At 67.8% G+C, this 26,392-nt stretch carries 23 protein-coding genes; 3 read left to right on the forward strand and 20 right to left on the reverse strand.

The genetic code is table 11. From position 1 onward, the window contains the following. Nucleotide 1 precedes the first annotated feature (1 nt). From JOE67_RS00675 to JOE67_RS00755, 17 genes are all read right to left on the reverse strand, one after another. Nucleotides 2-958: an aspartate carbamoyltransferase catalytic subunit gene (locus JOE67_RS00675; RefSeq protein ID WP_204973655.1), complete on the reverse strand. Its 957-nt coding sequence runs from the start codon at nt 956-958 to the stop codon at nt 2-4. Continuing rightward, on the reverse strand, nt 955-1,485 hold the full coding sequence (gene pyrR / locus JOE67_RS00680) for a bifunctional pyr operon transcriptional regulator/uracil phosphoribosyltransferase PyrR (protein ID WP_204973656.1): 531 nt from the start codon (nt 1,483-1,485) through the stop codon (nt 955-957). The genes JOE67_RS00675 and pyrR overlap by 4 nt, the downstream gene beginning before the upstream one ends. Nucleotides 1,486-1,681: 196 nt before the next feature. Beyond that, nucleotides 1,682-3,253 (reverse strand): Rieske 2Fe-2S domain-containing protein, encoded by a 1,572-nt coding sequence (locus JOE67_RS00685; RefSeq protein ID WP_204973657.1) that lies wholly within the window; start codon nt 3,251-3,253, stop codon nt 1,682-1,684. A gap of 97 nt (nt 3,254-3,350) precedes the next feature. Continuing rightward, nucleotides 3,351-6,659, reverse strand: a complete 3,309-nt coding sequence (locus tag JOE67_RS00690) for a DEAD/DEAH box helicase (protein WP_239527933.1) — start codon at nt 6,657-6,659, stop codon at nt 3,351-3,353. Nucleotides 6,660-6,709: 50 nt separating this feature from the next. Continuing rightward, the gene (nusB, locus tag JOE67_RS00695; protein ID WP_204973658.1) at nt 6,710-7,120 is read right to left on the reverse strand and encodes a transcription antitermination factor NusB; all 411 of its coding nucleotides are present in this window, start codon (nt 7,118-7,120) and stop codon (nt 6,710-6,712) included. A 2-nt stretch (nt 7,121-7,122) separates the two neighbouring features. Further along, on the reverse strand, nt 7,123-7,686 hold the full coding sequence (efp, locus tag JOE67_RS00700; RefSeq protein WP_071643676.1) for an elongation factor P: 564 nt from the start codon (nt 7,684-7,686) through the stop codon (nt 7,123-7,125). A gap of 126 nt (nt 7,687-7,812) precedes the next feature. Next, the gene (gene aroQ, locus JOE67_RS00705) at nt 7,813-8,253 is read right to left on the reverse strand and encodes a type II 3-dehydroquinate dehydratase (RefSeq protein WP_204973659.1); all 441 of its coding nucleotides are present in this window, start codon (nt 8,251-8,253) and stop codon (nt 7,813-7,815) included. Further along, nucleotides 8,250-9,329 carry a 3-dehydroquinate synthase gene (gene aroB, locus JOE67_RS00710; protein WP_204973660.1) on the reverse strand — a complete coding sequence of 360 codons (1,080 nt, stop codon included), beginning with the start codon at nt 9,327-9,329 and terminating at the stop codon, nt 8,250-8,252. The genes aroQ and aroB overlap by 4 nt, the downstream gene beginning before the upstream one ends. Continuing rightward, complete coding sequence (locus JOE67_RS00715; protein ID WP_204976555.1) at nt 9,326-9,847, reverse strand: shikimate kinase; 522 nt, start codon at nt 9,845-9,847, stop codon at nt 9,326-9,328. The genes aroB and JOE67_RS00715 overlap by 4 nt, the downstream gene beginning before the upstream one ends. After that, entirely contained in the window at nt 9,834-11,063 is a 1,230-nt protein-coding gene (gene aroC / locus JOE67_RS00720; RefSeq protein ID WP_204973661.1) for a chorismate synthase, read from the reverse strand. The genes JOE67_RS00715 and aroC overlap by 14 nt, the downstream gene beginning before the upstream one ends. 4 nt (nt 11,064-11,067) lie before the next feature. Then, nucleotides 11,068-11,892 carry a shikimate dehydrogenase family protein gene (locus JOE67_RS00725; RefSeq protein ID WP_204973662.1) on the reverse strand — a complete coding sequence of 275 codons (825 nt, stop codon included), beginning with the start codon at nt 11,890-11,892 and terminating at the stop codon, nt 11,068-11,070. Between the two features lies 1 nt (nt 11,893). Then, nucleotides 11,894-13,330: an endolytic transglycosylase MltG gene (gene mltG / locus JOE67_RS00730; protein ID WP_204973663.1), complete on the reverse strand. Its 1,437-nt coding sequence runs from the start codon at nt 13,328-13,330 to the stop codon at nt 11,894-11,896. Beyond that, the gene (gene ruvX / locus JOE67_RS00735) at nt 13,323-13,805 is read right to left on the reverse strand and encodes a Holliday junction resolvase RuvX (RefSeq protein ID WP_204973664.1); all 483 of its coding nucleotides are present in this window, start codon (nt 13,803-13,805) and stop codon (nt 13,323-13,325) included. Before ruvX ends, mltG begins: the two co-directional genes overlap by 8 nt. Continuing rightward, entirely contained in the window at nt 13,802-16,462 is a 2,661-nt protein-coding gene (gene alaS / locus JOE67_RS00740) for an alanine--tRNA ligase (RefSeq protein WP_204973665.1), read from the reverse strand. Before alaS ends, ruvX begins: the two co-directional genes overlap by 4 nt. Nucleotides 16,463-16,530: 68 nt before the next feature. Continuing rightward, a complete protein-coding gene (locus JOE67_RS00745; RefSeq protein WP_204973666.1) occupies nt 16,531-16,710 on the reverse strand; it encodes a hypothetical protein in 180 nt (59 codons plus the stop codon). A gap of 62 nt (nt 16,711-16,772) precedes the next feature. Further along, nucleotides 16,773-17,402, reverse strand: coding sequence for a 30S ribosomal protein S4 (gene rpsD / locus JOE67_RS00750; protein ID WP_099196950.1), 630 nt, complete (start codon nt 17,400-17,402; stop codon nt 16,773-16,775). A 169-nt stretch (nt 17,403-17,571) separates the two neighbouring features. Next, nucleotides 17,572-18,900 carry a replication-associated recombination protein A gene (locus JOE67_RS00755; RefSeq protein ID WP_204973667.1) on the reverse strand — a complete coding sequence of 443 codons (1,329 nt, stop codon included), beginning with the start codon at nt 18,898-18,900 and terminating at the stop codon, nt 17,572-17,574. A 79-nt stretch (nt 18,901-18,979) separates the two neighbouring features. On the opposite strand from JOE67_RS00755, the gene JOE67_RS00760 reads away from it, so the two are divergent. The 3 genes from JOE67_RS00760 (at nt 18,980) to JOE67_RS00770 (ending at nt 21,343) form a co-directional block, all read left to right on the forward strand. Next, nucleotides 18,980-19,297, forward strand: a complete 318-nt coding sequence (locus JOE67_RS00760) for a hypothetical protein (protein WP_204973668.1) — start codon at nt 18,980-18,982, stop codon at nt 19,295-19,297. Nucleotides 19,298-19,430: 133 nt separating this feature from the next. After that, nucleotides 19,431-20,714, forward strand: a complete 1,284-nt coding sequence (locus JOE67_RS00765) for a DUF349 domain-containing protein (protein WP_204976557.1) — start codon at nt 19,431-19,433, stop codon at nt 20,712-20,714. Between the two features lie 77 nt (nt 20,715-20,791). Next, nucleotides 20,792-21,343 carry an SAM-dependent methyltransferase gene (locus JOE67_RS00770; protein ID WP_204973669.1) on the forward strand — a complete coding sequence of 184 codons (552 nt, stop codon included), beginning with the start codon at nt 20,792-20,794 and terminating at the stop codon, nt 21,341-21,343. Here JOE67_RS00770 and JOE67_RS00775 read toward each other — a convergent pair. The 3 genes from JOE67_RS00775 to secD form a co-directional block, all read right to left on the reverse strand. Continuing rightward, complete coding sequence (locus tag JOE67_RS00775; RefSeq protein WP_204973670.1) at nt 21,330-23,582, reverse strand: RelA/SpoT family protein; 2,253 nt, start codon at nt 23,580-23,582, stop codon at nt 21,330-21,332. The genes JOE67_RS00770 and JOE67_RS00775 overlap by 14 nt on opposite strands. 70 nt (nt 23,583-23,652) lie before the next feature. Continuing rightward, a complete protein-coding gene (secF, locus tag JOE67_RS00780; RefSeq protein WP_204973671.1) occupies nt 23,653-24,642 on the reverse strand; it encodes a protein translocase subunit SecF in 990 nt (329 codons plus the stop codon). Further along, complete coding sequence (gene secD, locus JOE67_RS00785) at nt 24,642-26,378, reverse strand: protein translocase subunit SecD (RefSeq protein WP_204973672.1); 1,737 nt, start codon at nt 26,376-26,378, stop codon at nt 24,642-24,644. Before secD ends, secF begins: the two co-directional genes overlap by 1 nt. Between the last annotated feature and the right edge of the window lie 14 nt (nt 26,379-26,392).

A 26,392-nucleotide genomic window follows, 5' to 3' on the forward strand; every position in this document is an offset into this window, starting at 1 on the left:
TTCACTTCCCCTCTTCGTTGCGCTCGCCTGCCAGCAGCAGGTAGAGCACGGCCATGCGCACCGAGACTCCGTTGGTGACCTGCTCCAGCACGGTGGAGCGGGGCGAGTCTGCGGCTTCGGATGAGATCTCCAGCCCACGGTTCATGGGCCCCGGGTGCATCACGATGCTATCGCCCGGGAGGGTCGCCGCGCGGACGGCGTCCAGGCCCCACAGGCGGGAATACTCCCGCTCAGTGGGGAAATACGCGGCGTGCATGCGCTCCGCCTGGATGCGCAGCATCATGACGGCGTCGGGCCCGTCGGCGAGAGCTGCGTCGAGATCGTAGAGCACGCGCACCGGCCACTGCGTGACGTTCTGCGGCACGAGCGTCGGCGGCGTCACGAGGGTGACGTCAGCGCCGAGCAGCGAGAGCAGCCAGACGTTCGATCGGGCGACCCGCGAGTGCAGGACGTCTCCGACGATGACGACGCGCAGGCCCTCGAGGTCCTGACCGCGGCTGTCGCGTCCGTACCGGCGCTTGCGGATGGTGAACGCGTCGAGCAGAGCCTGCGTGGGGTGCTCGTGCGTGCCGTCTCCGGCGTTGACGACGCCGGCCGAGATCCAGCCGCTGGTCGCGAGGGTCCGCGGGGCACCGGATGCCGGATGACGAACGACGACGGCATCCGCCCCCATGGCCTCCAGCGTCTGCGCGGTGTCTTTCAGGCTCTCGCCCTTCGACACGCTCGACCCCTTGGCGGCGAAGTTGATGACGTCCGCGGAGAGCCTCTTGGCGGCGGCCTCGAACGAGATGCGGGTGCGCGTGGAGTCCTCGAAGAACAGGTTCACGACGGTCTTGCCGAGCAGGGTCGGGAGCTTCTTGACCTCCCGAGACTGCGTGTCGGCCATGTCCTCAGCGACGTCGAGGATGCGGAGCGCCTGCTGGCGATCGAGGGTGCGCGTGTCGAGCAGGTGCCTCATGACTCGATCGTCACCTCATCCGACCCGTCGAGTTCCCGCAGACGCACGTTCACGCGCTCCGATCGCGACGACGGGATGTTCTTGCCCACGAAGTCGGGGCGGATGGGCAGCTCGCGATGACCGCGGTCGACGAGGATCGCCAGACGCACGACCGAGGGGCGGCCGATCGACTGCAGCGCATCGAGGGCGGCACGGATGCTGCGACCCGAGAAGAGCACGTCGTCGACGAGCACGACCGTCTTGCCGTCGATGCCGTCAGCGGGGATGTCGGTGCGCTTGGGGGCGCGCGTGGGGTGCTTCGACAGATCATCGCGGAACAGGGTGATGTCGAGCGACCCCACCGGGATGTCCGTCTCGGCGATGCCCGAGATGATCGGACCGAGTCGCTCTGCGAGCGTGATTCCTCTGGTCGGGATGCCGAGGAGGACGAGACCGTCTGCGCCTCGGTTGGACTCGAGGATCTCGTGCGCGATGCGCGTAAGAGCGCGCGTGATATCGGCTTCGTGCAGCACTGTGCGTACAGACATCGGCCACTTCCCTTCTCCGCCTCTCAGGACGGGTTTAAAGGTTCGGTGATGAGTCGATTCTAACGATTCGTTCCTGCCGCCGCTGGTATACCAGCCGTCTCGGTGGGTCGATCCTCGAGGCCGTCATCTGTGCTGTCGCGTCGACGTGGGCACTGTCCGGGTCAGCGCAGGGAATGCTCGCCTGCGCGAGTCGGAGTCAGGCGCCGAGTCGCAGAGCGTCCTCAGTCACAGGGCAGCGCTCCGCCCGGATCGGGTGTCCCGTCGTGGTCAGGCACTTGCCCGTCGCGAGGTCCCACTTCCAGTCGTGCATCGAGCAGGTCAGGATGCCGTCCTCGATCTTGCCGGTGCGGGTGAGGTCGGCGCGCAGGTGCGGGCACCGTCGCTGCACGATCCAGTCGCCGATCTCGGCGTCCTCGGTCTGGTCGGTCTGCTCCTGATACCAGTTCTCGACGTACTCGATGCGGTCGACCGAGAGGCACTTGAGGAACGTCGTCAGGAACTCGTTGAACTTGCCGCTGCGCCCCACCGAGAACTGCATCGACAGGAAGATCGAGTTCGACCAGTCGATCTCGTGGTCGCGGATGTTCGTCGAGACGAGGTCAGCAGGGATCGTGTACCAGTAGATGCACTCCTCGCCCGCGTACTCGCGGACCTTCGCCTTGGGGAAGTCGACGACCATGTCGAGGTCGCCGATCTTGAAGCGCACGTTGCCGCCGACGCCGAGACGGATGGTGCGCGACTTCTTCAGAAGCGGCTCCCACCACTCCTTGATCGCAGCGAGCATTTCATCCGGCGGAATGACCGCCGCGCGGGTGGCCTCCTCGTCGATGATCTCCTGCTGCCGCGTGGCCTTCTGCTCGGCCAGGTACTCCCACTTGTCGTCGAAGATGTGGTCGATCTCGGCCTGGGTGTAGAGGCTCTGCGAGACGTTCAGCTCGCCGTGGTTCATCTCGACCACGGTGCCGGGGATGAAGAGATGGCCGTCGTACTGCGGTGCCAGCTCCTTCATGTGCGCCAGGAACTCCTTCTGATCCGTGAAGATCGAGTCGTCGTTCTGGCCCTTGCCGTTGTACTGGAAGAGCTCTTCGCGCAGGAACATGGGCGGTCCCGCCATCGGGAAGACGTGCGGGGCGTCGACCTTCTCGATGTAGTACATCGCCCGCTTGTTCTGCGCATCGCGCTTCAGCCCGGCGAACTTCTGCTTGGCGTCCTGCGGCAGGTCGTAGACCATGGGCCACCAGATCGCTCCGGAGACCTGGGTGAAGTAGGCCTCGGGCTTGCCGAACGAGAGCAGCGCCTCGAGATCGAGCGGGTGCGAATCGTTCTGGTTGAGGATCGACGCCGTGCCGTCGTCGACGCTCAGGGAGGAGTCGCCGATCGGGCCGTCGCTCGGCGCGCGCAACGGGGTGATCATGATCTTCAGGTCGCCGCGCTCGATCACCTGGCCGGCGGGCGCGTAGGTGATGTTGTTGTAGCCGAGCTTGCGGATGTCGACTTCGAGGTCGTCGGTGACGTACTCGGGCAGCAGCACCTCGATGTCCTTCGAGATGTACTTCTCGAGCAGCTTCGGGTCGAAGTGATCACGGTGGCGGTGCGAGATGTACAGGAAGTCCGCGTCGCGTCCGAAGCGCTCCCAGTCAAGGCCGCGGTTGTCGGGGAACGGGAACCACGAGCCGTAGAACGAAGGACCGAGGACCGGGTCGCAGATGATGTTTCCGCCGGCCGTCTCGATGAACATCCCGGCATGGCCGAGTCCCGTGATCCGCATGTCTCTCCTCTGGGTTGGACGGCGTCAATTCTAACGAGCGCTTGCTGTGCGCAGTCGGTGACCGGCCGTGCTTATCCGGATGCCCGTCTCGCCACGGTCAGGAATCCAGCAGCCCGCGGATGTCGTCGGCGGTGAGCGCCTGCGCGAACAGCGCCTCATCGTCCATCACGGCGGTGAACAGCCGGGCCTTGCGCTGCTGCAGCGCCAGGACCTTCTCCTCGATCGTTCCAGCGGCGATGAGCCGGTAGACGAACACCCGCTGCGTCTGGCCGATCCGGTGCGTGCGGTCGATGGCCTGTGCCTCGGCTGCGGGATTCCACCACGGGTCCAGGAGGAAGACGTAGTCCGCCTCGGTCAGGGTGAGTCCGAACCCGCCTGCCTTGAGGCTGATGAGGAACACCGGTGCGTCGCCCGAGCGGAATGCGTCGATGACATCCTCCCGACGGCGAGTCGACCCGTCGAGATGCGCGTAGGCGATGCCGGCTTCGCGGAGCCGCTCGGCCGCCATTTCGAGGTAGGAGGTGAACTGGCTGAAGACCAGTGCACGATGACCCTCCGCGCGCAGCTCCTGCACGTGCTCGAGAAGCACGTCGAGCTTCGCCGAGACGGCGTCGGGGGCATCCGGGTCGATCAGCCGCGGAGACAGCGCGAGCATGCGCAGCATCGTGAGCGAGCGGAACACGATGAAGCGGTTGCGGTCGAGATCGGCGAGCAGCCCGAGCACTTTCTGCCGCTCACGCTGCAGCACCGTGTCATACACAGCCCTGTGGGCGGGGCTCAGGTCGACGAAGAGCTCCTGCACCTGCTTCTCGGGAAGGTCCGCGGCGACCAGCTCTTTCGTGCGGCGCAGCATCAGGGGGCGGATGCGACGGCGCAGCCGCTCGAGGCGCCGCTGGCGGTACGGTGCACCCTCCTCGTTCTCCGGCACCTTGCCCTGCTCGATCGGCTGCACGTAGTCCTCGCGGAAGCGGCGCTTCGAGGGGAACAATCCCGGCGCCGTCAGGGCGAAAAGGGCCCATACGTCGGTGAGGCTGTTCTCTAGCGGGGTGCCGGTGACGGCGATCGTCACCGTCGAACGCAGCTTCGCGATCGCCTGATGCACCTTCGTCGCCGGGTTCTTCGCGAACTGCGCCTCGTCGACGATGACACCCGCCCAATCGATGCCCTGGTATTCCTCGGCGTCCAGGCGGAGCAGGGTGTAGGAGGTGACGAGGATGTCGGCCCCGGCGACCATGGCCGCGATCTGGTCGGGTCGACGGGACCCCGTCCCTTCGACGACCCTTACCCGAAGCCCCGGAGTGAATCTGCCCGCCTCGCTGCGCCAGGTGCTCAGAACGGACGTCGGCGCGATCACGAGGAACGGCCTCGTCTCCCCCGTCTCGACGGCGTGGGCGACCAGGGAGAGCAGCTGCAGCGTCTTGCCCAGACCCATGTCGTCGGCGAGGATGCCGCCCAGACGGTGCTTCCAGAGGAACACGAGCCAGTCGAGTCCCTGCTGCTGATAGGGGCGCAGCTGCGCGCGCACGCCGTTCGGCGGCGCGGTCGGGGGAACGTGCTCGATCCCCCGCAGACCCTCTGCCGTCGCGCGCCAGCTGACTGCCTGCTCGGACTCATCGGCGAGGTCTTCGAAGTCGTCCCAGAGAGCAGTCTGATAGCGGCTGATGCGGGGACCGGTCTCCCACTCGGCGAGAGCACCTGCCTCGTCGATGAGCTCGCGCAGCTCCTGCAGCGCAGGGTGCGCGAGCGAGAAGTAGGTGCCGTCGACCAGCATGAGCTTGGTGCGCCGCATGCTCAGCGCAGTGAACAGCGGCGTGAAGGGAATGGAGTGCCCGTCGATCTTCACGAGCACTCCGAGGTCGAACCAGTCCGGATCGGTCGACTCGACCGTCGACACCGAGATCTCCGGGGTTCCCGTCAGCTCCCGGTATCTGCGGCGTCGCCCGGTGACGACGACCTTGATGCCGGCAGCCTCGAATGCAGGCAGGACGTGAGCGGCCCATTCCGCGGCGGTGAGCTGCTCGAGCTCGCCCTGATGGCGGAACGGCTCGCCGCTCCCGGTGGCCCATACTGCCTCCAGCTCGCGCACGCGGCGGCGTTCGGCATCCGGATCACGGAACGGCTCGCCACCCGTGAACGGGACCGGCCCGCTGCCGGCGTACTCCCACTCGAACCGGTAGTCGATGCGGTGCCCGCTGCGGAAAGCGACGCGCAGCAGCGGCTCCGGAACGGCGAGCATGGGCAGCGCGACGTGGTCGGGCGCCGACACCATGGTCTGGCGCGCGAGCGCGGGGTACGCCTCTGCGAGGAAGCGCTGCCTGTCGTGCTCAGGCACATCGATCGGCGCGGCGGTGTTGAGCGCGCTGAGCACGGGCGGTGCCAGCGCCACTCGTGCGATGGCGATCTCGATGCCGGCCCCGACGAGCTGCCAGCGGTAGACACCGACCCGTCCGATCGGGCGAAGGGATGCCGCAGCCGCCGCCTGGCCGTCGATCACAGCGTCGACGCTCACGGCGAGTCCGCCGCTGTCGTTGGGTTCGATACGGAGCCCGATCTGTGCCGAACCGGCGAGAGCGACCGTCGTGTGCTTCTGCGTCGGGACGATCGGGATGCCCAGCCCGGGGAGCGCATCGAGATGCTGCCAGAGCAGCGGGGTCTCGACGCGGTCGAGTGCGATCCAGTCACCGGCGGTGCCGGAGAGCAGCGAGTCGCGGGCGATGTTGAGGAAGTCCGTGAACCAGCGCGCCTGTTCCGGGTCGAACCGACCCGCGGACCGGCGCACCGAGTCCCAGCTCGCATCGCCCTGAATCCACTTGCCCGTGGACGCGCTGCGCATCAGCGGGCGGACCACGAGCAGCAGCTCTCCATGCTCGCCCGCCAGATCGCGCGGCGTCGCGGTCTGCAGCGCAGCCGGTCCCCATCGATCGAACGAGCGAGCAGGACGCACCCGCAGCTCGATGCCGACCGCGAGCGGCTGAGCATCCACCGGCGTGCGGGATGAGTCCAGGAGCGCACGCCATGCGGGCGGCGGCACGGGCCGCGCGAACGCGCCGAACTGCTCCCACGGCTCCCGAGGCGGAGGCGGCGCGACGGCTGGCTGCGGCTGAGCAGGGGTGGTGATCTCGATGCTCTCGTCCGGACCGACGATGATCGCGGCGATCACGTGCTTGCACGCGGTCGCGACACGACACGAGCATCGGGTCGTCATGATGCGCTGTCCGTCGAAGCGGACGCGGCAGCGATAGGGTGCGCGCTCGCTGCCGAAGACCTCGGCGGCCAGCGTCTGCGTCGCCGCATCCCACCGGGCGACGGCCACGCGCCCTCGTCGTGCGTAGTCGAGCCCCCGCTGGTACCCGCCATCGCCGGCGAGGTCGCGCAGGACGCTGACGGCAGGACGGGGAGGGCTCATGACAGCATCCTCCCCGTCACCGCCGACATGCTCGTCGTGGCGTGTCGCGATCAGATGGAACGGGCGATGCGCGCGAGCACCCCGTGCACGAACGCGCCGGAATCCTCGGTCGAGAGCTCCTTCGCGAGCTCCACTGCCTCATCGATCGCCACCGCCGTGGGCACCTCGTCGTTGTAGACGATCTCCCACGTGCCGATGCGCAGCAGAGCGCGGTCTACGGCCGGCATGCGGTCGAGCTTCCAGTCGTTGCTGTGCGTGGTGATGTGCTCGTCGATCTCATCGCGGTTGTCGATGATGCCGTCCACGATCTCGCGAGCGTAGAGCCACGACGCTTCGCGAGACGGCTCGCTCGCGGCACGCTTCGCGGCGGCTGCGAGCACGACCGAGAGCTCCTCGCCGCGCACGTCGGCCGAGAAAAGGATGTCGAGGGCGCGCTTGCGCGCCTTGGTGCGGGCGCTCAAGATCAGTCGTTGACGCGGCCGAGGTAGTCACCCGTGCGGGTGTCGACCTTGACCTTGGTGCCGGTCTCGAGGAAGAGCGGAACCTGGATCTCGTAGCCGGTCTCGAGCGTCGCGGGCTTGGTGCCGGCCGACGACCGGTCGCCCTGCAGACCGGGCTCGGTGTAGGTGACCTCGAGCACGACCGAAGCCGGGAGCTCGATGTAGAGCGGGTTCCCGTTGTTCAGCGCGATCTGCACCTGCTGGTTCTCGAGCATGTAGTTCTTCGCGTCGCCGACAGTGGCCGCGGGGACGTTGATCTGGTCGTAGTCCTCCTGGTCCATGAAGACGAAGCTGTCGCCGTCGGTGTACAGGTACGTGAAGTCACGGCGATCGACGTTCTCGATCTCGATCTTCGTGCCGGCGTTGTAGGTCTTGTCGACCGACTTGCCCGTGACGACGTTCTTGAGCTTGGTGCGGACGAACGCGCCGCCCTTGCCGGGCTTGACGTGCTGGAACTCCACGACGCTCCAGAGCTGTCCGTCGATCTTGATGACGACGCCGTTCTTGATGTCTGCGGTGGATGCCATGGTGATGCGGGTCCGTTCGTTCAGAAGTTTCGAGGGCCGGGCGCGGTTGCGCGCAGAGAAGTGGCCGAGAAGCGATTCTATCGGATGCCCTGGATCGGGCGTGCGGGGTACCCGCGCCTGGCGTCCTCAGAGCAGCGCCGCGAGCTCCCGCACGGCCAGCGCGTAGCCCTCCACTCCCCTGCCGACGACGCGCACGTCGGCCACATCATCGAGGTACGAGAAGTGGCGGAACTTCTCACGTGCGTAGACGTCGGAGATGTGCACCTCAGCGAACGGCAGGGCGACTCCCGTCAGGGCATCCCGAAGCGACACCGAGGTGTGCGTGAGGCCGCCCGGGTTGATGACGATCGCCGCGCAGTCCTCTCGCGCCGCGTGGATCGCGTCGATCAGCACTCCCTCGTGATTGCTCTGCAGAGCGCGCAGCTCGTACCCGGCCTCTGCCGCTGCCGCTGCGGTGAGCTGCTCGACGTCGGCCAGCGTCGCCGTGCCGTACAGGTCGGGCTCGCGGGTGCCGAGCAGGTTGAGGTTCGGACCGTTGAGCAGCATCATCCTGCGCGTGTCGCTCATCCCGCGATCTCCTGATAGGCGGCGAACATCAGCGACTCGTCGGGAGCCTGCACGACAGTGGGCTTGGCGATGTCGTCGAGGAGGATGAACCGCAGCATCCCTCCCCTGGCCTTCTTGTCGCGCTGCATGGTGGCGAGCAGCTGCTGCCAGGCGCCCGCACGGTAGGTCGTCGGCAGTCCGAGCGACTCGAGCACCGAGCGGTGCCGGTCGGCACCGGCGTCCGGCAGGCGTCCTGCGAGACGCGAGAGCTCGGCGGCGTACATCATGCCGATCGAGATCGCGGCGCCGTGTCGCCACTGGTAGCGCTCGGCGTGCTCGATGGCGTGACCCAGTGTGTGCCCGTAGTTGAGGATCTCGCGCAGCCCCGCTTCGCGGAAGTCATCGGAGACGACCTTCGCCTTCATGTCGATCGCGAGCTCGATCGTCCGACGGAACTCATCGGTCGTCGGGTCGACCGCCCGCTCGGGCGATGCCTCGACGATGTCGAGGATCTCGGGCGCCCAGATGAAGCCCGCCTTGACGACCTCGGCATAGCCTGCAGTGGCCTCGTTCGGGCTCAGCGTCTGCAGCTCGTCGAGGTCGCCGATCACCGCGCGCGGAGCCCAGAAGGCGCCGACCATGTTCTTTCCCTCTGCGGTGTTCACGCCGGTCTTCCCGCCCACTGCAGCGTCGACCAGGCCGAGCACGGTGGTCGGCACCTGAACGACCTGCACACCTCGCAACCAGGTGGCGGCGACGAATCCGGCGACATCGGTGACCGATCCGCCGCCGTAGCCGATCACTGCGTCGGTGCGGGTGAAGTCCGCCTGGCCCATGACCTGCCAGCAGAACGCCGCTACCTCGATGCGCTTGCCCGCCTCGGCATCCGGGATCTCGGCCAGCAGCACGTCGAGACCGCCGTCCGCCATCAGCCTCTCGCGGAGGTCGGCCGCGCGCTTGCCGAGCGTCGGGGGGTGCACGACGAGCACCTTCCGGACGGCCGGATCGAGAGCGGTCTTCACCTGGTCGAGGATGTCCCGGCCGACCGCGATCTCGTAAGGGGTCTGGCCTGTGACGCTGATGGTGGTCGTGGTCATTGCTGCTTCCTCCTCCAGGCGGCGATCTCCTCCGCCAGTGCGCGCATGGGTCTGCGCGACGTGTCTACGGTCAGGTCGGCGACTTCTTCGTACCAGCCACGTCGCTGGTCGAAGATGGCCCGCCACCGCTCCAACGGGTCGTCCTCGCCCGCGAGCAGCGGTCGCCCCGCTCCCCCGATCCGGCGTTCGACGGCGTCGGCGCTGACGGTCAGGAAGACGACCGGATGCCTGTGCAGCAGTGCTCGGGTGCCGGCGTCCATCACGGCTCCCCCGCCGAGCGACACGACGCCGCCCTGTGCGACCGCCGTCGCAACGGCCTTCCGCTCGAGATCGCGGAAGTGCGCTTCGCCGTGCTCGGCGAAGATCCCGGGGATGGGGCCGTGCTCGGCGGCAACGCGCTTGTCGGTGTCGGTGAACGGCATGTCGAGCAGTCGCGCGACCTTCCGGCCCACGCTCGTCTTGCCCGCAGCCATCGGGCCGACCAGCACGAGCGTCAGCGGGTGCTCAGACGAGCTCATCATGGGCGAGCAGCGCCGCCTCGGATGCGGGTGCCGTGCGCAGCGTCTCAGGGATGGACGCCAGGTACGATTCCACGTTGCGACGGGTCTCGCGGATGCTGTCGCCCCCGAACTTCTCGAGCAGCGAGTTCGCGAGCTCGATGGCGACCATCGCCTCGGCGACCACGCCTGCGGCAGGAACGGCGCAGACGTCGGAGCGCTGGTGGTGCGCTGTCGCGGTCTCGCCGGACGCGACATCCACCGTGCGAAGGGCCCGCGGCACCGTGGCGATCGGCTTCATGCCGGCGCGCACGCGCAGCACCGTTCCGGTGGTCATGCCGCCCTCGATGCCGCCGGCACGGTCGGATGCGCGGGTGATGCCGCCGTCACGGACGAACAGCTCGTCGTGAGCAGCAGAGCCTCGGCGACGCGTGGTCTCGAAGCCGTCGCCGACCTCCACACCCTTGATCGCCTGGATGCTCATCAGCGCCTGTGCGAGGCGTCCGTCAAGGCGGCGGTCCCAGTGCACATGCGACCCGATCCCCGGAGGCAGGCCATATGCGAGCACCTCGACGATGCCGCCGAGCGTGTCTCCGTCCTTCCGGGCGGAGTCGACCTCTTCGACCATGCGCGCAGACGTCGCCGCGTCGAAGCAGCGCAGCGGGTCGGCGTCGAGCGCATCGACGTCGTCCGGAGTCGGAAGCTCGGCATCCGCCGGCGCGTGCACCGGTCCGATGGAGAGAGTGTGGCTGACGAGGCGGATGCCCAGCTCCGAGAGGAATGCGCGTGCCACCGCACCGAGCGCGACGCGGGCCGCCGTCTCGCGGGCGCTTGCGCGCTCGAGTATGGGTCGCGCCTCGTCGAAGTCGTACTTCTGCATGCCGACCAGATCGGCGTGACCTGGGCGGGGCCGGGTGAGCGCCGCTCCCCTGCCACGTGACTTCTCGGTCAGCTCGACAGGCTCCGCGCTCATGACCTCGGTCCACTTCGGCCACTCCGTGTTGCCGATGCGCACGGCGATCGGGCTGCCGAGGGTGAGGCCGTGACGCACGCCGCTCGAGATCGACAGCTCGTCCTGCTCGAACTTCATGCGTGAACCGCGTCCGTAGCCGAGCTTGCGCCGCTGGAGATCAGCCTGGATCGCCTCGGCCGAGACGGTCACACCGGAGGGCAGGCCCTCCACGATGGCGATGAGTTCGGGGCCGTGCGATTCGCCGGCAGTGAGCACGCGGAGCATTTCTCTAGTCTTCCATGCCCGCGAGGCGCATGATGTCGACTGTGACGGCCTCGTCAGGCAGCTCATGTCGCTGATCGCCGAAGCAGAAGATGCGGATCTGCCGCACAGCCTGGAACAGCAGCATCTCGAAGCCGGAGATGACGTTCGACTGCGGCCACAGTGCGGCCAGAGCTGAGGGCCAGGGGGCGTAGGCCGCCTCGAACAGCGTGCCTCCGACCGCTGCGAGGGGCTGCGCGAGGTCAGCATCCAGCACGGTGCCGCTGGGCAGCGTGGCGACGGTGACATCGACGTCCGACGCGATCGACGAGAACTCCGCGGTCGTGAGCCTGACTCCGAGCGCCTCCGCAGTCGGTCTCAGGCGATCGACGGCCTCTGGCCGTCGCGCGCGGAACTCGACCTCCGTCGCACCGAGGTCGCTGAGGGCGACGAGGGCGGATGCCGCGGTCGCGCCCGCGCCCAGGATCCGCGCCGTCCGCACATCGGTGACTCCGGCGTGCGTGAACGCGTCGACGATGCCGCCGACATCGGTGTTGAAGCCGCGCAGGCTCTCGCCGAGGAGCAGGGTGTTGACGGCCCCGGTGAGCGCCGCGTGACGATCGAGTTCCTCGGCGGCGTCGTGCGCGGCCTCCTTGAGCGGCATGGTCAACGACAGCCCACGCCATGAGTCGTCGAGAGATGCCAGGGCGTCGCGAAAGGCGTCACGGCCGACCTGCCGACGCTCATACGTCCAGTCCACACCTATGCGACGGTAGGCGGCGAGGTGCAGCTGCGGTGATCGGCTGTGCCCGATCGGGTCGCCCCAGACCGCCAGATGGCGGCGATCGGACATGTCAGCAGCCCTTGTAGTCGGGATTGGCCGAGCACCAGTCGGCGAGCCGGCCGATGCCCTTCTGATGCTGCTCGTAGGACTCGGAGAACTGGGTCTCCCCGGTGCTGAAGTCGACTGTGACGAAGTACAGCCACGGCCCGTCCGCCGGGTGCATGGCGGCGTCGATCGCCGCGTCGCCCGCGTTGGCGATCGGCGTCGCCGGCAGCCCTGTGATGACGTACGTGTTCCATGGGTTGTCGTCGAACTGCGCCTCTTTGGAGGTGCTGGCCTTGCCGGCGTGCAGTTCGCCGTATCCGTACTGCGCCGTCGAGTCCATCTGCAGCATCATTCCGTCGTCGATGCGGTTCTGGATGACGCGGGAGACCTTCGGGAAGTCAGGCGTGCGGGCCTCGCGCTCGATGCTCGATGCGATCGTCAGGACACGCTGGGCCTCGGCATCGGGCACCCCGGCCTTCTTCAGCGACTCGCGGGTGCGGTCGACCATGGCGGCGATCACGTCCTTCGCGGACGCGCCGGGGTCGAAGGTGTAGACGGCGGGGAAGAGCCATCCCTCGAGGTTCTGCGCGTCGACGTCGTAGACCTTCGGGTCCTTCACCGCCGCCTGCAGCTCCTCGAGCGGGATGCCGACGCCTTCTGCGATCCGCGGCAGCGAGGAGTCGACCGTGCTGCCCTCCGCGATGCGCACGGCGTTCTCCATCCGGTTCTCCGGATCCTCGAGAGCCTTCAGGGCATCCTTCGCCGTCATCTTCTGCTGCAGCTTGTAGACGCCGGGGAAGAACGTCGCGTTCGGCTCGTTCTCGATCAGGTAGTCGTAGAAGACACGATCCGTCTTGGTCACCTTGGCTTCGAAGAGGGCTGTCGACACCGGAGAGCCTGTATCGCCCTTCTTGATGGTGACGTAGGCCTCACCCGTGGCGAGGCCGGGTTCGTAGTCCTTCGGCTCGCCCCAGCCCATGATGTCGTCGATCTTGTCCTGGTAGGTGCTGTAGACCCAGGCGCCGCCCGCCGCGATGCCGCCGCCGATCACGAGCAGGATGATCAGGGCGATCAGGCAGCCTCGCCCCCGCCGCCGCCGCGGAGCGTCGACAGCTGACTCCGGAGCGAACAGTGCGTCGATCGGGTGGTCGGAGTCGTCAGCAGGCGTCTGCTCCGCAGGAGCGGCCGCGGGCGCCTCGGCCGGCGCTGCCGGCTGTGCGACGGAAGCCGGCTCGGGCTGCGCGGGAACCTGCCGCGTTTCGTCGCCCGCGCGGGGTGGATGCTCCCGCCCCGCGGACTCGCGGGCGGCCGCCTCGCGTGCTGCGGCCTCGCGCAGCGCACGACGCGAACCGGGCAGCGGCTCATCTCGCACCTCGCGCCCTGGCAGAGGTGTGGACGCGGTGGGGACGTTGTCGAAGAAATCCCCGAGGGAATCGGTCGTGCGGTCGTGCGGGTCAGACATCGCGCGGCGGCTCCTGAGGGGCGGGGATCAACGCACCGGCGGGGCGACCGGTGCTCTTCTCGGTGTCGACCGCATGCTGCAACAGCACCACTGCGGCCACCTGATCGACAATGCTACGAGACTTCTTCTGCGATCGCCCCGATGCACGCAGCGCCGTGTGCGCGCTGACTGTGCTGAGACGCTCGTCGACCATCCGGACGTCCAGCCCTGATCGGCGCTGCACCTCCTCCGCGAACTGCCGTGCGTCGGTGGTCGACAGCGTCTCCTCGCCGCGCATGTTCACAGGCAGGCCGACGACGATCTCCAGCGGCTCCCACTCAGCGACGATCTGCATGATGCGATCGATCGACGCCTCCGAGCGCGGCACCGTCTCGACAGGCACGGCCAGCATCCCGTCGGGGTCGCATCGGGACACGCCGACGCGAGCCCTGCCGACGTCGATGCCGATCCTGGTTCCGCGGCGGAAGCCGGTCACGCGCCCGAGAGCTCCGAGACGACAGCCGACAGAGCGGCGTCAAGCGCCGATGCGTCGGTGCCGCCACCCTGCGCGACGTCGTCCTTCCCGCCGCCACCGCCGCCGAGCATCCCGGCAGCGATGCGCACGAGTGCACCCGCCTTCGCGCCGGCCTGACGCGCTGCATCGTTGGTCGCGACGACGACGATCGGCCGTCCGGCGACGATGCCGCCGAAGGCGACGACCGCGGCGCCTGAGCCGAGACGCTCGCGCACGCTCAGCGCGAGCGTGCGGATGTCGTCCGCCGAGCCGACCTCGCCCAGCGACGTGGCAGCCACGCGGTAGCCGCCCGCCTGAGATGCGGCCTCCACGAGCGCAGGCACGCGGCCGTCGCGCTCCTTGGCCTCGAACTGCGCGATCCGCTTCTCGGCAGCCTTGAGGCTGGCCTGAAGCTCTTCGATACGGGCGCCGAGCTGGTCGCGCGGAGCCTTGAGCGCTGACGTCAGCTGGGAGACCACGGTGCGCTCGGCGGCGAGCTCGCGGAAGGCGTCCTGACCGACCAGCGCCTCGATTCGGCGGTTGGACGCCCCGACCGACGACTCGCCGACCAGGCTGACGAGTCCGATCTCCGAGCTCGTCGACACGTGTGTTCCGGCGCAGAGCTCACGCGACCACGGGCCGCCGATGTCGACCATCCGCACGACATCGCCGTACTTCTCACCGAACAGTGCCATGGCGCCGGCTTCCTTGGCCTCATCGAGCGACACGATGCGGGTGGTCACCTCGAGGGCGTCGTTCACCGCGCGGTTCGTGATCTCCTCGATCTCCGAGCGCGTGTCGAGCGACAGCGGCTGCGACCAGGAGAAGTCGAAGCGCATGTAGCCGGCGCGGTTGAGCGAACCGGCCTGCGTGGCGGTCTTGCCGAGCGTGTCTCGCAGGGCGGCGTGCACCAGGTGCGTGGCCGAGTGCGCCTGCCGCGCGGCTCGGCGGTTGGCGGCATCCACCACTGTGGTCGCCCGGTCGTCGACCGCGACCGAACCCGAGGCGACGTGCACGGTGTGGCTGATCAGCCCGGGGACCGGCCGCTGCACGTCGAGGACGTCCAGTTCGAAGCCCGCCCCGACGATGGTTCCCTTGTCAGCCACCTGTCCACCCGACTCGGCGTACAGGGTGGTCTCGGCGAGGATGACCTCGGCGACCTGGCCCTCCGACGCGGTCTGCGCGGGGGCTCCGTCGACGATCAGTCCGAGCACGCGCGACTCGGTCTGCAGGTCGGTGTAGCCGGCGAAGCCGGTCTCGCCGAGTGCACGGTACTCGCGGTAAACCGACACATCGGCGAGCTGACGCTTGCGATTGCGGGCGTCGGCCTTGGCGCGGTCGCGCTGCTCTTTCATCAGGGAGTCGAACGCGGTGCGGTCGACGTCGAGCCCCGCCTCCTCGGCGACCTCCAGCGTCAGGTCGATCGGGAAGCCGTACGTGTCGTGAAGGAGGAATGCCTCGGACCCGCTGAGAGTGACGCCGCCGGCCTTCTTCGTGTCGGCCAGAGCGAGATCGAGGATGGTCGAACCCTGCGCGAGGGTGCGACGGAAGGTCTCCTCTTCGGCGAACGCGGCAGCGGAGAGGGTGCTCCACTCCGTCTCGAGCACCGGATACGCCGACTTCATCGCTTCCTTCGACGCGGCGAAGAGCTCAGGGAAGGACGGGGCGTCGACGCCGAGCAGACGCATGGCGCGCACCGTCCGACGCATCAGCCGGCGCAGGATGTAGCCGCGCCCCTCGTTCGAGGGCCGCACGCCGTCGGAGAGCAGCATCAGCGACGAGCGCACGTGGTCAGCGATGACCCGGAAGCGCACGTCGTCCTCATGAGCGGCGCCGTACGTCTTTCCCGAGAGCTCCACCGCACGGTCGAGCACCGGACGAACCTGATCGGTCTCGTACATGTTCTCGACGCCCTGCTTGAGGAAGGCGACGCGCTCGAGGCCCATGCCGGTGTCGATGTTCTTCATCGGCAGCTCGCCAACGATGTCGAACTCGGTCTTGCTCCGCACGTTCTCGACGAACTCCTGCATGAACACGAGATTCCAGATCTCGAGGAAGCGGGAGTCGTCGGCCGCGGGGCCGCCGTCCTTGCCGTAGGCAGGCCCGCGGTCGAAGAAGATCTCCGAATCGGGGCCGCCGGGGCCGGGCTGACCGGTGTTCCAGTAGTTGTCGGCGCGTCCGAGGCGCTGGATGCGCTCGGGCTTGAGGCCGATGATGTCGCGCCAGATGGCCTCCGCCTCGTCATCCGTCTCGTAGACGGTGACCCACAGGTTTCTCTCGTCGAAGCCGAGGCCCCCGTCGGCCTCTGAGGAGGTGAGCAGCTCCCACGCGTAGCGGATCGCGCCTTCCTTGAAGTAGTCGCCGAACGACCAGTTGCCCAGCATCTGGAAGAACGTGCCGTGACGCGCCGTGCGTCCGACCTCTTCGATGTCGTTGGTGCGGATGCACTTCTGCACATCAGCGATGCGGGGATGCGGCGCAGGCACGACACCCGTGAGGTACGGGATCATCGGCACCATGCCTGCGACGGTGAAGAGCAGCGACGGGTCGTCGCTCACCAGGGATGCCGAGGGGACGATGAGGTGGTCGTTCTTCTCGAAGTAGTCGAGGTAGCGCTGCGCGATCTCCGCAGTTTTCATAGAGCTCGTGGCATTCCTTGCGTAGGAGCGCCGCGTCGATGCACGCGGCGCGAGAGGGGGGGTCGTGGTCAGTCTTCTGCGGGGTCGGACAGGCGGGCGTCCTGCTGCCGATACGCGTCGCCGATGATGGCGGTGACCTGCGACAGCCTCGCGTCGAGGTCTGCGAAGAGCTCTTGTCCGCGGGGATCCTTGTTCATGAAGTGGGCGGCGACGAAACCGCCGATCAGGAACCAAGACAGTCTCTTCATCGCTCCATCCTACGACGAGAGGCGCCGGGGATACCCCGGCGCCTCTCGCGTGGATGCTGATATCAGCGGGCTGCGTAGTACTCGACGACGAGCTGCACTTCACAGGTCACGGGGACCTCGGCGCGCTTCGGACGACGGACCAGGCGGGCCTGCAGCTTGTCGAGCTCGACCTCGAGGTAGCCCGGAACCGGGGGCAGGACCTCGGCGTGACCGCCGGCTGCTGCGACCTGGAAAGGCTCGAGAGCCTCGGACTTGGCCTTGACGTGGATGAGCTGACCCGGCTTCACGCGGAACGACGGGCGGTCGACGAGCTGACCGTCGACGAGGATGTGACGGTGCACGACCAGCTGGCGGGCCTGCGCGGTCGTGCGGGCGAAGCCAGCACGCAGCACGAGGGCATCGAGACGCATCTCGAGCAGCTCGACCAGGTTCTCACCGGTCAGGCCGTCCTTGCGGCGAGCCTCGTTGAACGCGATGCGCAGCTGCTTCTCGCGGATGCCGTACTGCTCGCGCAGACGCTGCTTCTCACGCAGACGGACGGCGTAGTCGCTGTCAGCCTTGCGCTTGGTGCGGCCGTGCTCGCCCGGAGCGTAGGGACGCTTCTCGAGGTAGCGGGCGGCCTTCGGGGTGAGCGGGATTCCCAGCGCACGGCTGAGACGGACCTTGCGGCGGTCCTGGGACTTCGTGACCACGAAGTATTCCTTCCGTGACGTGGACGCGTCTTTCGCGCCTCACGGGCGTATCGCCTCGCTTCCTCCTTCTCGTCGCGCACGCCGGGGCGCGTCGGGAAGTGGTGCAGGAGAGAGGGATGCCCGAAAACTCTGTTTCGAGCCGATCAATTCTAACAGATCGGCGGACGCCTCAGCGATCGCCGAGAATCCTGCGGATGCGCTCGAGCCGCGGGGCTATGTCACGCTCGGCGCCGAGGTTCTTCGGCTCGTAATAGCGGCGCCCGACGAGCTCGTCTGGCAGGTACTGCTGCGGCAGTATGCCCGCCTCGCTGTCGTGCGGGTAGCGATAGCCCTTGCCGTGACCGAGGCGCTTCGCACCGGCGTAGTGCGCGTCGCGCAGGTGGATCGGCACCCGACCGAAGCCACCGGATCGGACATCGGCGATCGCCTGGTTGATGGCCGTGTACGCCGCGTTCGACTTCGCCGTGGTCGCAAGATAGATGGTCGCCTCGGCGAGGGGGATGCGCCCTTCGGGCATCCCGATGAATGCCACAGCATCAGCCGCCGCTGTGGCGATGGTGAGCGCCTGCGGGTCGGCGAGGCCGATGTCCTCAGCAGCGGAGATCACCAGCCGCCGGGCGATGAACCGCGGGTCCTCCCCCGCCTCGATCATCCGCGCCAGGTAGTGCACCGCCGCGTCGGGATCGGACCCCCGGATCGACTTGATGAAGGCGCTGATCACGTCGTAGTGCTCGTCGCCCTGCCGGTCGTAGCGAAGCAGCGCGCGGTCGACGGCTTGAGCGACGTCTTCGTCCGAGACGACGACGTCTTCCTCTTCCTCATGCTTCGAGATCGCCACGGCGGCCGCCGCCTCGAGCCCGGTGAGGGCGCGGCGCCCATCTCCGGAGGCGAGCCGGACCAGTGCCGCCCTGGCATCGTCGGAGACGGTCACCGAGCCTGCGAGGCCGCGGGCATCCTTCACCGCGCGGTCGAGCAGCACGCCGATGTCGTCGTCGGTCAGGGGCTTCAGAGTCAGCAGGAGCGAGCGCGAGAGCAGGGGTGAGATCACCGAGAACGAAGGATTCTCGGTGGTGGCGGCGATGAGGATGACCCAGCCGTTCTCGACGCCGGGCAGCAGGGCATCCTGCTGAGCCTTCGTGAAGCGGTGGATCTCATCGAGGAACAGGATCGTCGTCTGCCCGTAGAGATCGCGCTGCGTGATCGCCTCCTGCATGACCTCCCGCACGTCCTTGACGCCGGCGGTGATCGCCGACAGCTCGACGAACCGGCGGCCCGACGAGCGGGCGATCGCCTGAGCGAGCGTGGTCTTGCCTGTGCCGGGAGGTCCCCAGAGGATGATCGACACTGCCCCTGGAGCCTTGGCATCCGGATCGGCGAGAGCGACGATGGGCGAACCCGCCCGCAGCAGATGCTGCTGCCCGGCCACCTCGTCGAGCGAGACCGGTCGCATGCGCACGGCGAGCGGGGTCTGTCCCGACAGGAGAGGGGCTGACGTCATCCCTCCAGGCTAGTCGGGGCGGCAGACACCGGGTGGTCGCCAGGTAGGCTCGCACACGATCGGATCAGGAGGACGTTCCATGGCTGCACGCGGCTCTCGCACACCTCAGCGCACACGCACCGAGGCGGAGCGCGCCCGGCTGTACGCCGCTCGCGCCGCGTGGCACGCGAAGATCCTCAGGCGACGCCGTCGCGACACCGTCGTCGCCGCTGTCGTCGGCTCGATCATCGTTGCCGGCGCGATCGTGAGTCAGGCGGTGCACGCGCAGGTGACAGCGCCCGAGCCCACGCCGAGCAGGACATCCGCGCCCCTCGACAGCCCGTCACCCGGGTCCTCCCCCAGCGCGGAGCCGACCCCCACAGGGAGCGTGACTCCGACGCAGACGCCGAGTGAGTGAACTAGGCTGAGCAACGTCCTTTCCCACTCCCGCGGAGCGACCGCGCAAGGAGAACATCGTGTCTGACAACGACGCCCCCACGCCCACCCCTCCCGTACCCGGCCCGCCCGTCCCGGCACCGCCGCGCAAGCCGATGCCCGCTGCCGCACCGGCGGCGGCTGCAGCTCCGGCCGTCGCGCCGATCGCGTCGGATGCCGCCGAATGGGGGCGCGTCGCCGAAGACGGCACCGTCGAGGTGCGCGAGGGCGACACCTGGCGCCCGGTCGGTCAGTACCCTGACGGCACGCCCGAAGAGGCGCTCGCCTACTTCGCCCGCAAGTACGACGATCTCGCCGTCAAGCTCGGCACGCTCGAGACCCGTGCCCAGAACGGCGGTGCATCGGCGTCCGATCTCACCAAGCAGGCCACGCATCTGCGCGGCGAGGCCGCCGACGCTGCAGCCGTCGGCGATCTCGTGTCGCTGCGTGAGCGCATCGAGAACCTTCTCTCCTCGCTCGCAGAGGCCACCGCACAGGAGTCCGCCGCCGCCAAGGAGGCGATGGATGCTGCGATCGCCGAGCGGACCGTCATCGTGGAGAAGGCCGAGGCCATCGCGGCTCGCGATCTCTCGAAAGTGCAGTGGAAGCAGGTCACCGTCGAGATGACCGAGCTGTTCGACTCGTGGCAGGCTCACCAGCAGAACGCACCGCGTCTGCCGAAGGGCGTGGCCCAGCAGCTCTGGAAGCGCTTCCGCGATGCGCGCACCACGGTCGACAAGGCCCGCCGGGCATTCTTCTCCGAACTCGACGACGCGCACCGCGCCGCACGCGATGCCAAGGCCCGTCTGGTCGAGCGCGCCGAAGCCCTCGCCCCGCGCGGGGTCGACGGCATCCCGGCCTATCGTGATCTGCTGGACGCCTGGAAGGCATCCGGCCGGGCCGGTCGCAAGGCCGACGACGCCCTGTGGGCGCGGTTCAAGGCGGCGGGCGACGCACTCTACGCGGCGCGCGCAGAGCAGGCCGCCGCCGAGGAGGCCGACTCCGCGCCGAAGATCGAGGCCCGCGAGGCACTGCTCGAAGAGGCCAAGGCTGTGGCCGATGAGCCCAACCTGAAGCGCGCCCGCGCGCTGCTGACCCGCATCCAGCGGCAGTGGGACGAGGTCGGCCGCATCTTCCCGCGCGAGAAGGAGCGCGCGCTCGATGACCGCATGCGCTCGATCGAACAGGCGCTGAAGTCCCGCGAGGACGTCGACTGGAAGAAGAACAATCCCGAGACCAAGGCGCGCGCGAACGACATGAGCTCGCAGCTGCTTGAGGCGATCGAGAAGCTCGAGGCCGAACTCGCCGCCGCCGAGAAGTCCGGCGACAAGCGTGCGATCGCCCAGGCGACAGAGGCGCTGGCGGCCCGTCGCTCCTGGCTGAGCGCCCTCGGCGGCTGATCTCGGCGACAGAGACCTTATCCACAGTATGAGCCGCGGCGTCCTCGATGAGGACACCGCGGCTCATACTGTTGGACGTGCATCCCGTCCTCTTCTACCGCCCCGGCGATCGGCTCACTCTCTCCGAGCTGAGCGCGGCACGCCTCGACGGCCATGTGGTCGAGGTGGGCGAGGGATACATGCCGTGCGACACGGTCGAGGGGGTGGGCGCGAGGGCCGTCAGCCTGTCCCCGCTCATGCCGGCCGGGACCGCGCTGAGCGGGGTGAGCGCCGCATGGGTGCACGGCGCAGGTGACCTCCCGCCCGCCGTCCATCACGTGACGCGGATCAGCCGCAGCCGGCAGCGCGTCATGGTCTCAGCCAGAGTCGTCCACCACGAGCGTCTGCTCGCGCAGAACGAGGTGCAGTCGATCAGCGGGGTCTGGGTTCAGACACCCGTCGCGGCGGCGGTGACGCTGCTGTTCGGTTCCGCTCGCAGCCGAGAGGACGCGAGGTGGCTGCGCGCCCTCGTCGAGGTCTCCCCCGGGCTCATCGACGATGTGCGCGCCCAGGTGCTTCCGCTCAGGCGCCGCCCCGGCGCCCGCCATGCGAAGCGGATGCTGGACGCCTGGCCTGTCAGGAGGTCGTGACGCGGTAGACGTCGTAGACCGCATCGATGCGGCGCACGGCGTTCAGCACGCGATCGAGGTGCACGGAGTCACCCATCTCGAACACGAACCGGCTCAGAGCGAGACGCTCATCGGTCGTCGACACCGTCGCAGAGAGGATGTTGACGTGATGCTCGCTGAGAACTCGCGTGACGTCGGAGAGCAGACCGGAGCGGTCGAGTGCCTCGACCTGGATCTGCACGCGGAAGACGCTCTTGGTCGTGGGAGCCCACTCGACCTCGATGAACCTCTCGGGATCGGAACCCAGCGCCTTCACGTTCACGCAGTCCTGGCGGTGCACCGAGACCCCGCTCCCGCGGGTGACGAACCCGACGATGGGGTCACCGGGCACCGGCGTGCAGCAGCGTGCGAGCTTCACCAGGATGTCGGAGGCACCACGCACCAGCACACCCGAGTCGCTCGTGCGCGGCTCGCGAGCGGGTGCCTGACCCGGGAGCTGGATCGCTCCGGTGCTCGTGTCCTCGTCGGCGGCGACAAGCGCAGTGACCTTCTCGAGCACCGACTGGGTCGAGACGTGCCCCTCGCCCACAGCGGCGTACAGACCTGAGACGTCCTCGTAGCGCAGCTGACGAGCCACCTCGGCGAACGACTCCTGGTTCATCAGGCGCTGCAGAGGGAGGTTCTGCTTGCGCATGGCGCGAGCGATCGCCTCCTTGCCCTGCTCGATGGCTTCTTCGCGACGCTCCTTGGTGAACCACCCGCGAATCTTGTTGCGCGCCCGGGTGCTCTTCACGAAGGTCAGCCAGTCCTGGCTGGGTCCGGCATCGGGGTTCTTCGAGGTGAACACCTCGACGACGTCGCCGCTCTTCAGCTCGGTCTCCAGCGGCACGAGACGCCCGTTGACCTTGGCGCCCATCGTGCGGTGACCGATCTCGGTGTGCACCGCGTAGGCGAAGTCGACCGTTGTGGCCCCGGCAGGCAGACCGACGACCCGTCCCTTCGGGGTGAAGACGTACACCTCCTTCGCACCGATCTCGAAGCGCAGGGAGTCCAGGAACTCGCTGGGGTCGGCCGTCTCGGCCTGCCAGTCGGAGATGTGCGCGAGCCACGCCATGTCGGCGTCGGCGGCCTTCGCATCCACCTTGCCGCCGTTCATCCGCTCCTTGTACATCCAGTGGGCCGCGACACCGAACTCGGCCTGCTGATGCATCTCGTGGGTGCGGATCTGGATCTCGACCGTGCGGCCGGATGGACCGATGACGGTCGTGTGCAGCGACTGGTAGAGATTGAACTTCGGCGTCGCGATGTAGTCCTTGAAGCGACCGGGCAGTGGAGTCCAACGGGAGTGGATGGCTCCGAGTACGGCGTAGCAGTCGCGCACGGAGTTCACGAGCACGCGGATGCCGATGAGGTCGTAGATGTCATCGAACTCGCGTCCGCGGACGACCATCTTCTGGTACACCGAGTACAGCTGCTTCGGGCGACCCACGACCTTGCCGCGGATGCGAAGCTCGCGCAGGTCTTCGTTGATCGACTCGACGACGTTCTGCAGGTACTTCTCGCGCTGCGGCGTGCGCTGGGCGATCAGGCTGTTGATCTCGGCGTAGATCTTGGGGTGCAGCACCGCGAACGAGAGATCCTCGAGCTCGGACTTGATCGTCTGGATACCCAGGCGGTGCGCGAGCGGCGCGTAGATCTCGAGGGTCTCCTTGGCCTTCCGTGCGGACTTCTCGGGAGGCACGAATCCCCACGTGCGAGCGTTGTGCAGGCGGTCGGCGAGCTTGATCAGGAGCACCCTGATGTCCTTCGACATCGCCACGATCATCTTGCGGACCGTCTCGGCCTGCGCACTCTCGCCGTACTTGACCTTGTCGAGCTTGGTCACGCCGTCGACGAGCATGGCGACCTCGTCGCCGAACTCGGCCGTCAGCTCGGTGAGTGCGTAGCCGGTGTCCTCCACCGTGTCATGCAGCAGGGCCGCTGCGATCGCGCGCGGGCCGAGACCGAGCTCGGCGAGGATCTGCGCGACGGCGAGCGGGTGCGTGATGTACGGTTCACCGCTCTGGCGGAACTGGCCCTCGTGCTTCTCTCTCGCGACACGGTACGCGCGCTCGATGATGGGCAGATCACCTCGAGGGTGATTGGCACGGACCGTGCGGATGAGGTTGTCGAGATCGTTGACCCTGGGCGCGCGAGAGAAGATGCGCGGCACCAGCCGGCGCAGGCTCGACACCTGCGATGTGGTCTGCGAATCCGCCATATCCTGCTCCCGTCCCCGATCAGATCATCCTACGCGGGGCCGGGCGCCTGCCCGACCCCGCGCGGGCCGATCACACCGTTGCGACAGCGCGGTCTCGCGCCTCGTGCACCTTCGCGTCGTGGGCGACGATCGCAGGCTCCTTCTCGCGGAAGAGCGAGTACAGAGGAGCCGCGACGAAGAGCGTCGAGTAGGTCGCGACGATGATGCCGACGAAGATCGACAGCGAGATGTCGGTGAGCGTCTCCGCGCCGAACCACAGAGAGCCGATGAACAGGATCGCGCCGACTGGCAGGGCCGCGACGACCGAGGTGTTGATCGAGCGGATCAGCGTCTGGTTCACCGCGAGGTTGACGGACTCGCCGAACGTGCGAGTCGTCTGATTGACGTCCTCGGTGGTGTTCTCGCGGATCTTGTCGAACACGACCGTGGTGTCGTACAGCGAGTACGCGAGGATCGTGAGGAATCCGATCACCGCCGCAGGCGAGATCTCGAAGCCGGCCAGCGCGTACACGCCCACGGTGATGAGCAGCACGTCGAGCAGACCGATGATGGCGGCTGCCGACATCTTCCACGTGCGGAAGTAGATGGCCAGGATGAGGAACGTCAGCGCGAGGAAGATCGCGAGGCCCCACAGCGACTGCCGCGTGACGTTCTCGCCCCAGGCGGGGCCGATGAACGAGTCGGTGATCTCGTCGGCCTTGACGTCGTACGCCTCGGAGAGGGCCGCCTTGACCTCCTGCGTCTCGTCCGGGGTCATCTGGTCGGTCTGCACCCGCACGTCGCGGTCGTTGACCGTAACGACCTTGGCTGCGGCGTCGGGCACGACCGAGCGCACGGCGTCGGTCGCCAGGCTCTGGTCGGTCGATGACGGCGCGAGCACGACGAACTGCGAGCCGCCGGTGAACTCGATCGAGAACTGCACGGGACGGATCAGGGGCACGAGGGCCGAGCCGACCACGAGCAGGATGGCGATGATGAACCACAGACGACGCTTCCCCACGAAGGGGAACGAGGTCTTGCCCGAGTAGAGGTTGTTGCCGAACTCATTCATGGAGAACATCAGGCGTCGGAGTCCTTTCCGGCATCCTTGGATCCTGCGAGCGCCTCTGCGCGCTTGCGCTCGGCGATGGTCTGTCGCTTCTCGGCCTCACCGCGCGCTCCCTTATTCCGCGCAGCGCGTCCGGAAGAACCGGTGCGCACGTCGCGGAACTGTGCGCGCCCGCGGTAGACCGCGCCGAGCGCCTCGGGGTCGAGACCAGACAGCTTGTGCCCGCCGCCGAAGAAGCGCGTCCGCGCCAGCAGCTGCATCACGGGGTGCGTGAAGATCACGAAGATGAACACGTCGATGAGAGTCGTGAGACCGAGGGTGAATGCGAAGCCCTTGACCGTCGCATCGGCCAGCACATAGAGCACGACCGCCGCGAGCACGTTGATCGACTTGGAGATGTAGATCGTGCGCTTGGCGCGACCCCAGCCGTCCTCGACGGCCGCGACGATCGACTTGCCGTCTCGCAGCTCGTCTCTGATCCTCTCGAAGTAGACGATGAACGAGTCGGCCGTGAAGCCGATCGAGACGATCAGACCGGCCACACCGGCGAGAGAGAGCCGGAAGCCCATCCGCCAGGCGAGGATCGCGATGATGATGTAGGTCAGCACGCCCATTACGGCGATGGATGCCATGATCACCCAGCCGAGCGCCCGGTATGTGATCAGCGAGTACAGCGCGACCAGGCCGAGACCGATCAGACCCGTGATGAGTCCGATCTGCAGCTGCTGCGATCCGAGGGTCGCTGAGATCGTGTCGGAGCTCTCGACGGTGAAGCTGAGCGGCAGCGCTCCGTAGCGCAGCTGGTCGGCCAGGGCCTTCGCGCTCTCCTGCGTGAAGTTGCCCGAGATGCTCGGCTTGCCGTTGAGGATGACGGCCTGCATGGTCGGTGCGGAGAGCACCTTGCCGTCGAGCACGAATGCGAACTGATCGCGCGGGGCCTGGTTGGCCAGGCGGTTGGCGTTGAGACGCTGGCTGACATCGCCGAAGATCTCGGTGCCCTTGGAGTCGAACTCGAGGTTGACGGTCCAGCGCCCGCTCTGCTGCTCTCGCCCGGCTGTGGCGTCGTCGATCACGGTGCCGTCGAGCTCGACCGGTCCGAGCAGGTACTTGGCGCTGCCGTTCTCCTCGCACGCGATGAGGGGCCTGTCTTCGGCCGTGCTCGCATCGACCTCGGCGGAGCAGTCGTACGACTGCAGCGCCGCGATCTGCTTCTCGGTGGCCCAGCTCGGGTCCGATTTGTCGGTCGGTGACGGCGAGGGCTCGTCGTTCATCGTCTCGGCCGGAGTCGGGTAGGGCGTCTCCTTACCGTCCTCACCCGCGAACGAGGTCGCGGGGTCCGTGGCCAGGATCACCGGTCGCAGCTCGAGCTTGGCGCTGGCCTGGATGCGATCACGGGTCGCCTGATCGGCGACACCGGGGATCTGGACGACGATGTTGCGGCCGCCCTCCGTCGTGATGTCAGCCTCGGCGACACCCGAGGCGTCGACACGCTGGCGGATGATCGCGGCAGCCTGGTTCAGCTGATCCTCAGTCGGTGCAGCACCGTCCGGCGACTCCGCGCCCAGGATGATCTGCGTTCCGCCCTGCAGGTCGAGGGCCAGCTCCGGAGCCCAGGAGCTCGCAGGCTTGCCAGCGTCGGTCTTGAAGACGTAGACGCCGAGGGCGTTGATGCCGAACAGCACTGCGGTGACGATGAGCAGGCCGAGGAGGACTCGCCAGGCGTGGCGAGTCGGAGATGTGGATGCCACTGAGTTCCGCTTTC

This window comes from Microbacterium esteraromaticum (genome assembly GCF_016907315.1).
Lineage (GTDB): Bacteria > Actinomycetota > Actinomycetes > Actinomycetales > Microbacteriaceae > Microbacterium > Microbacterium esteraromaticum.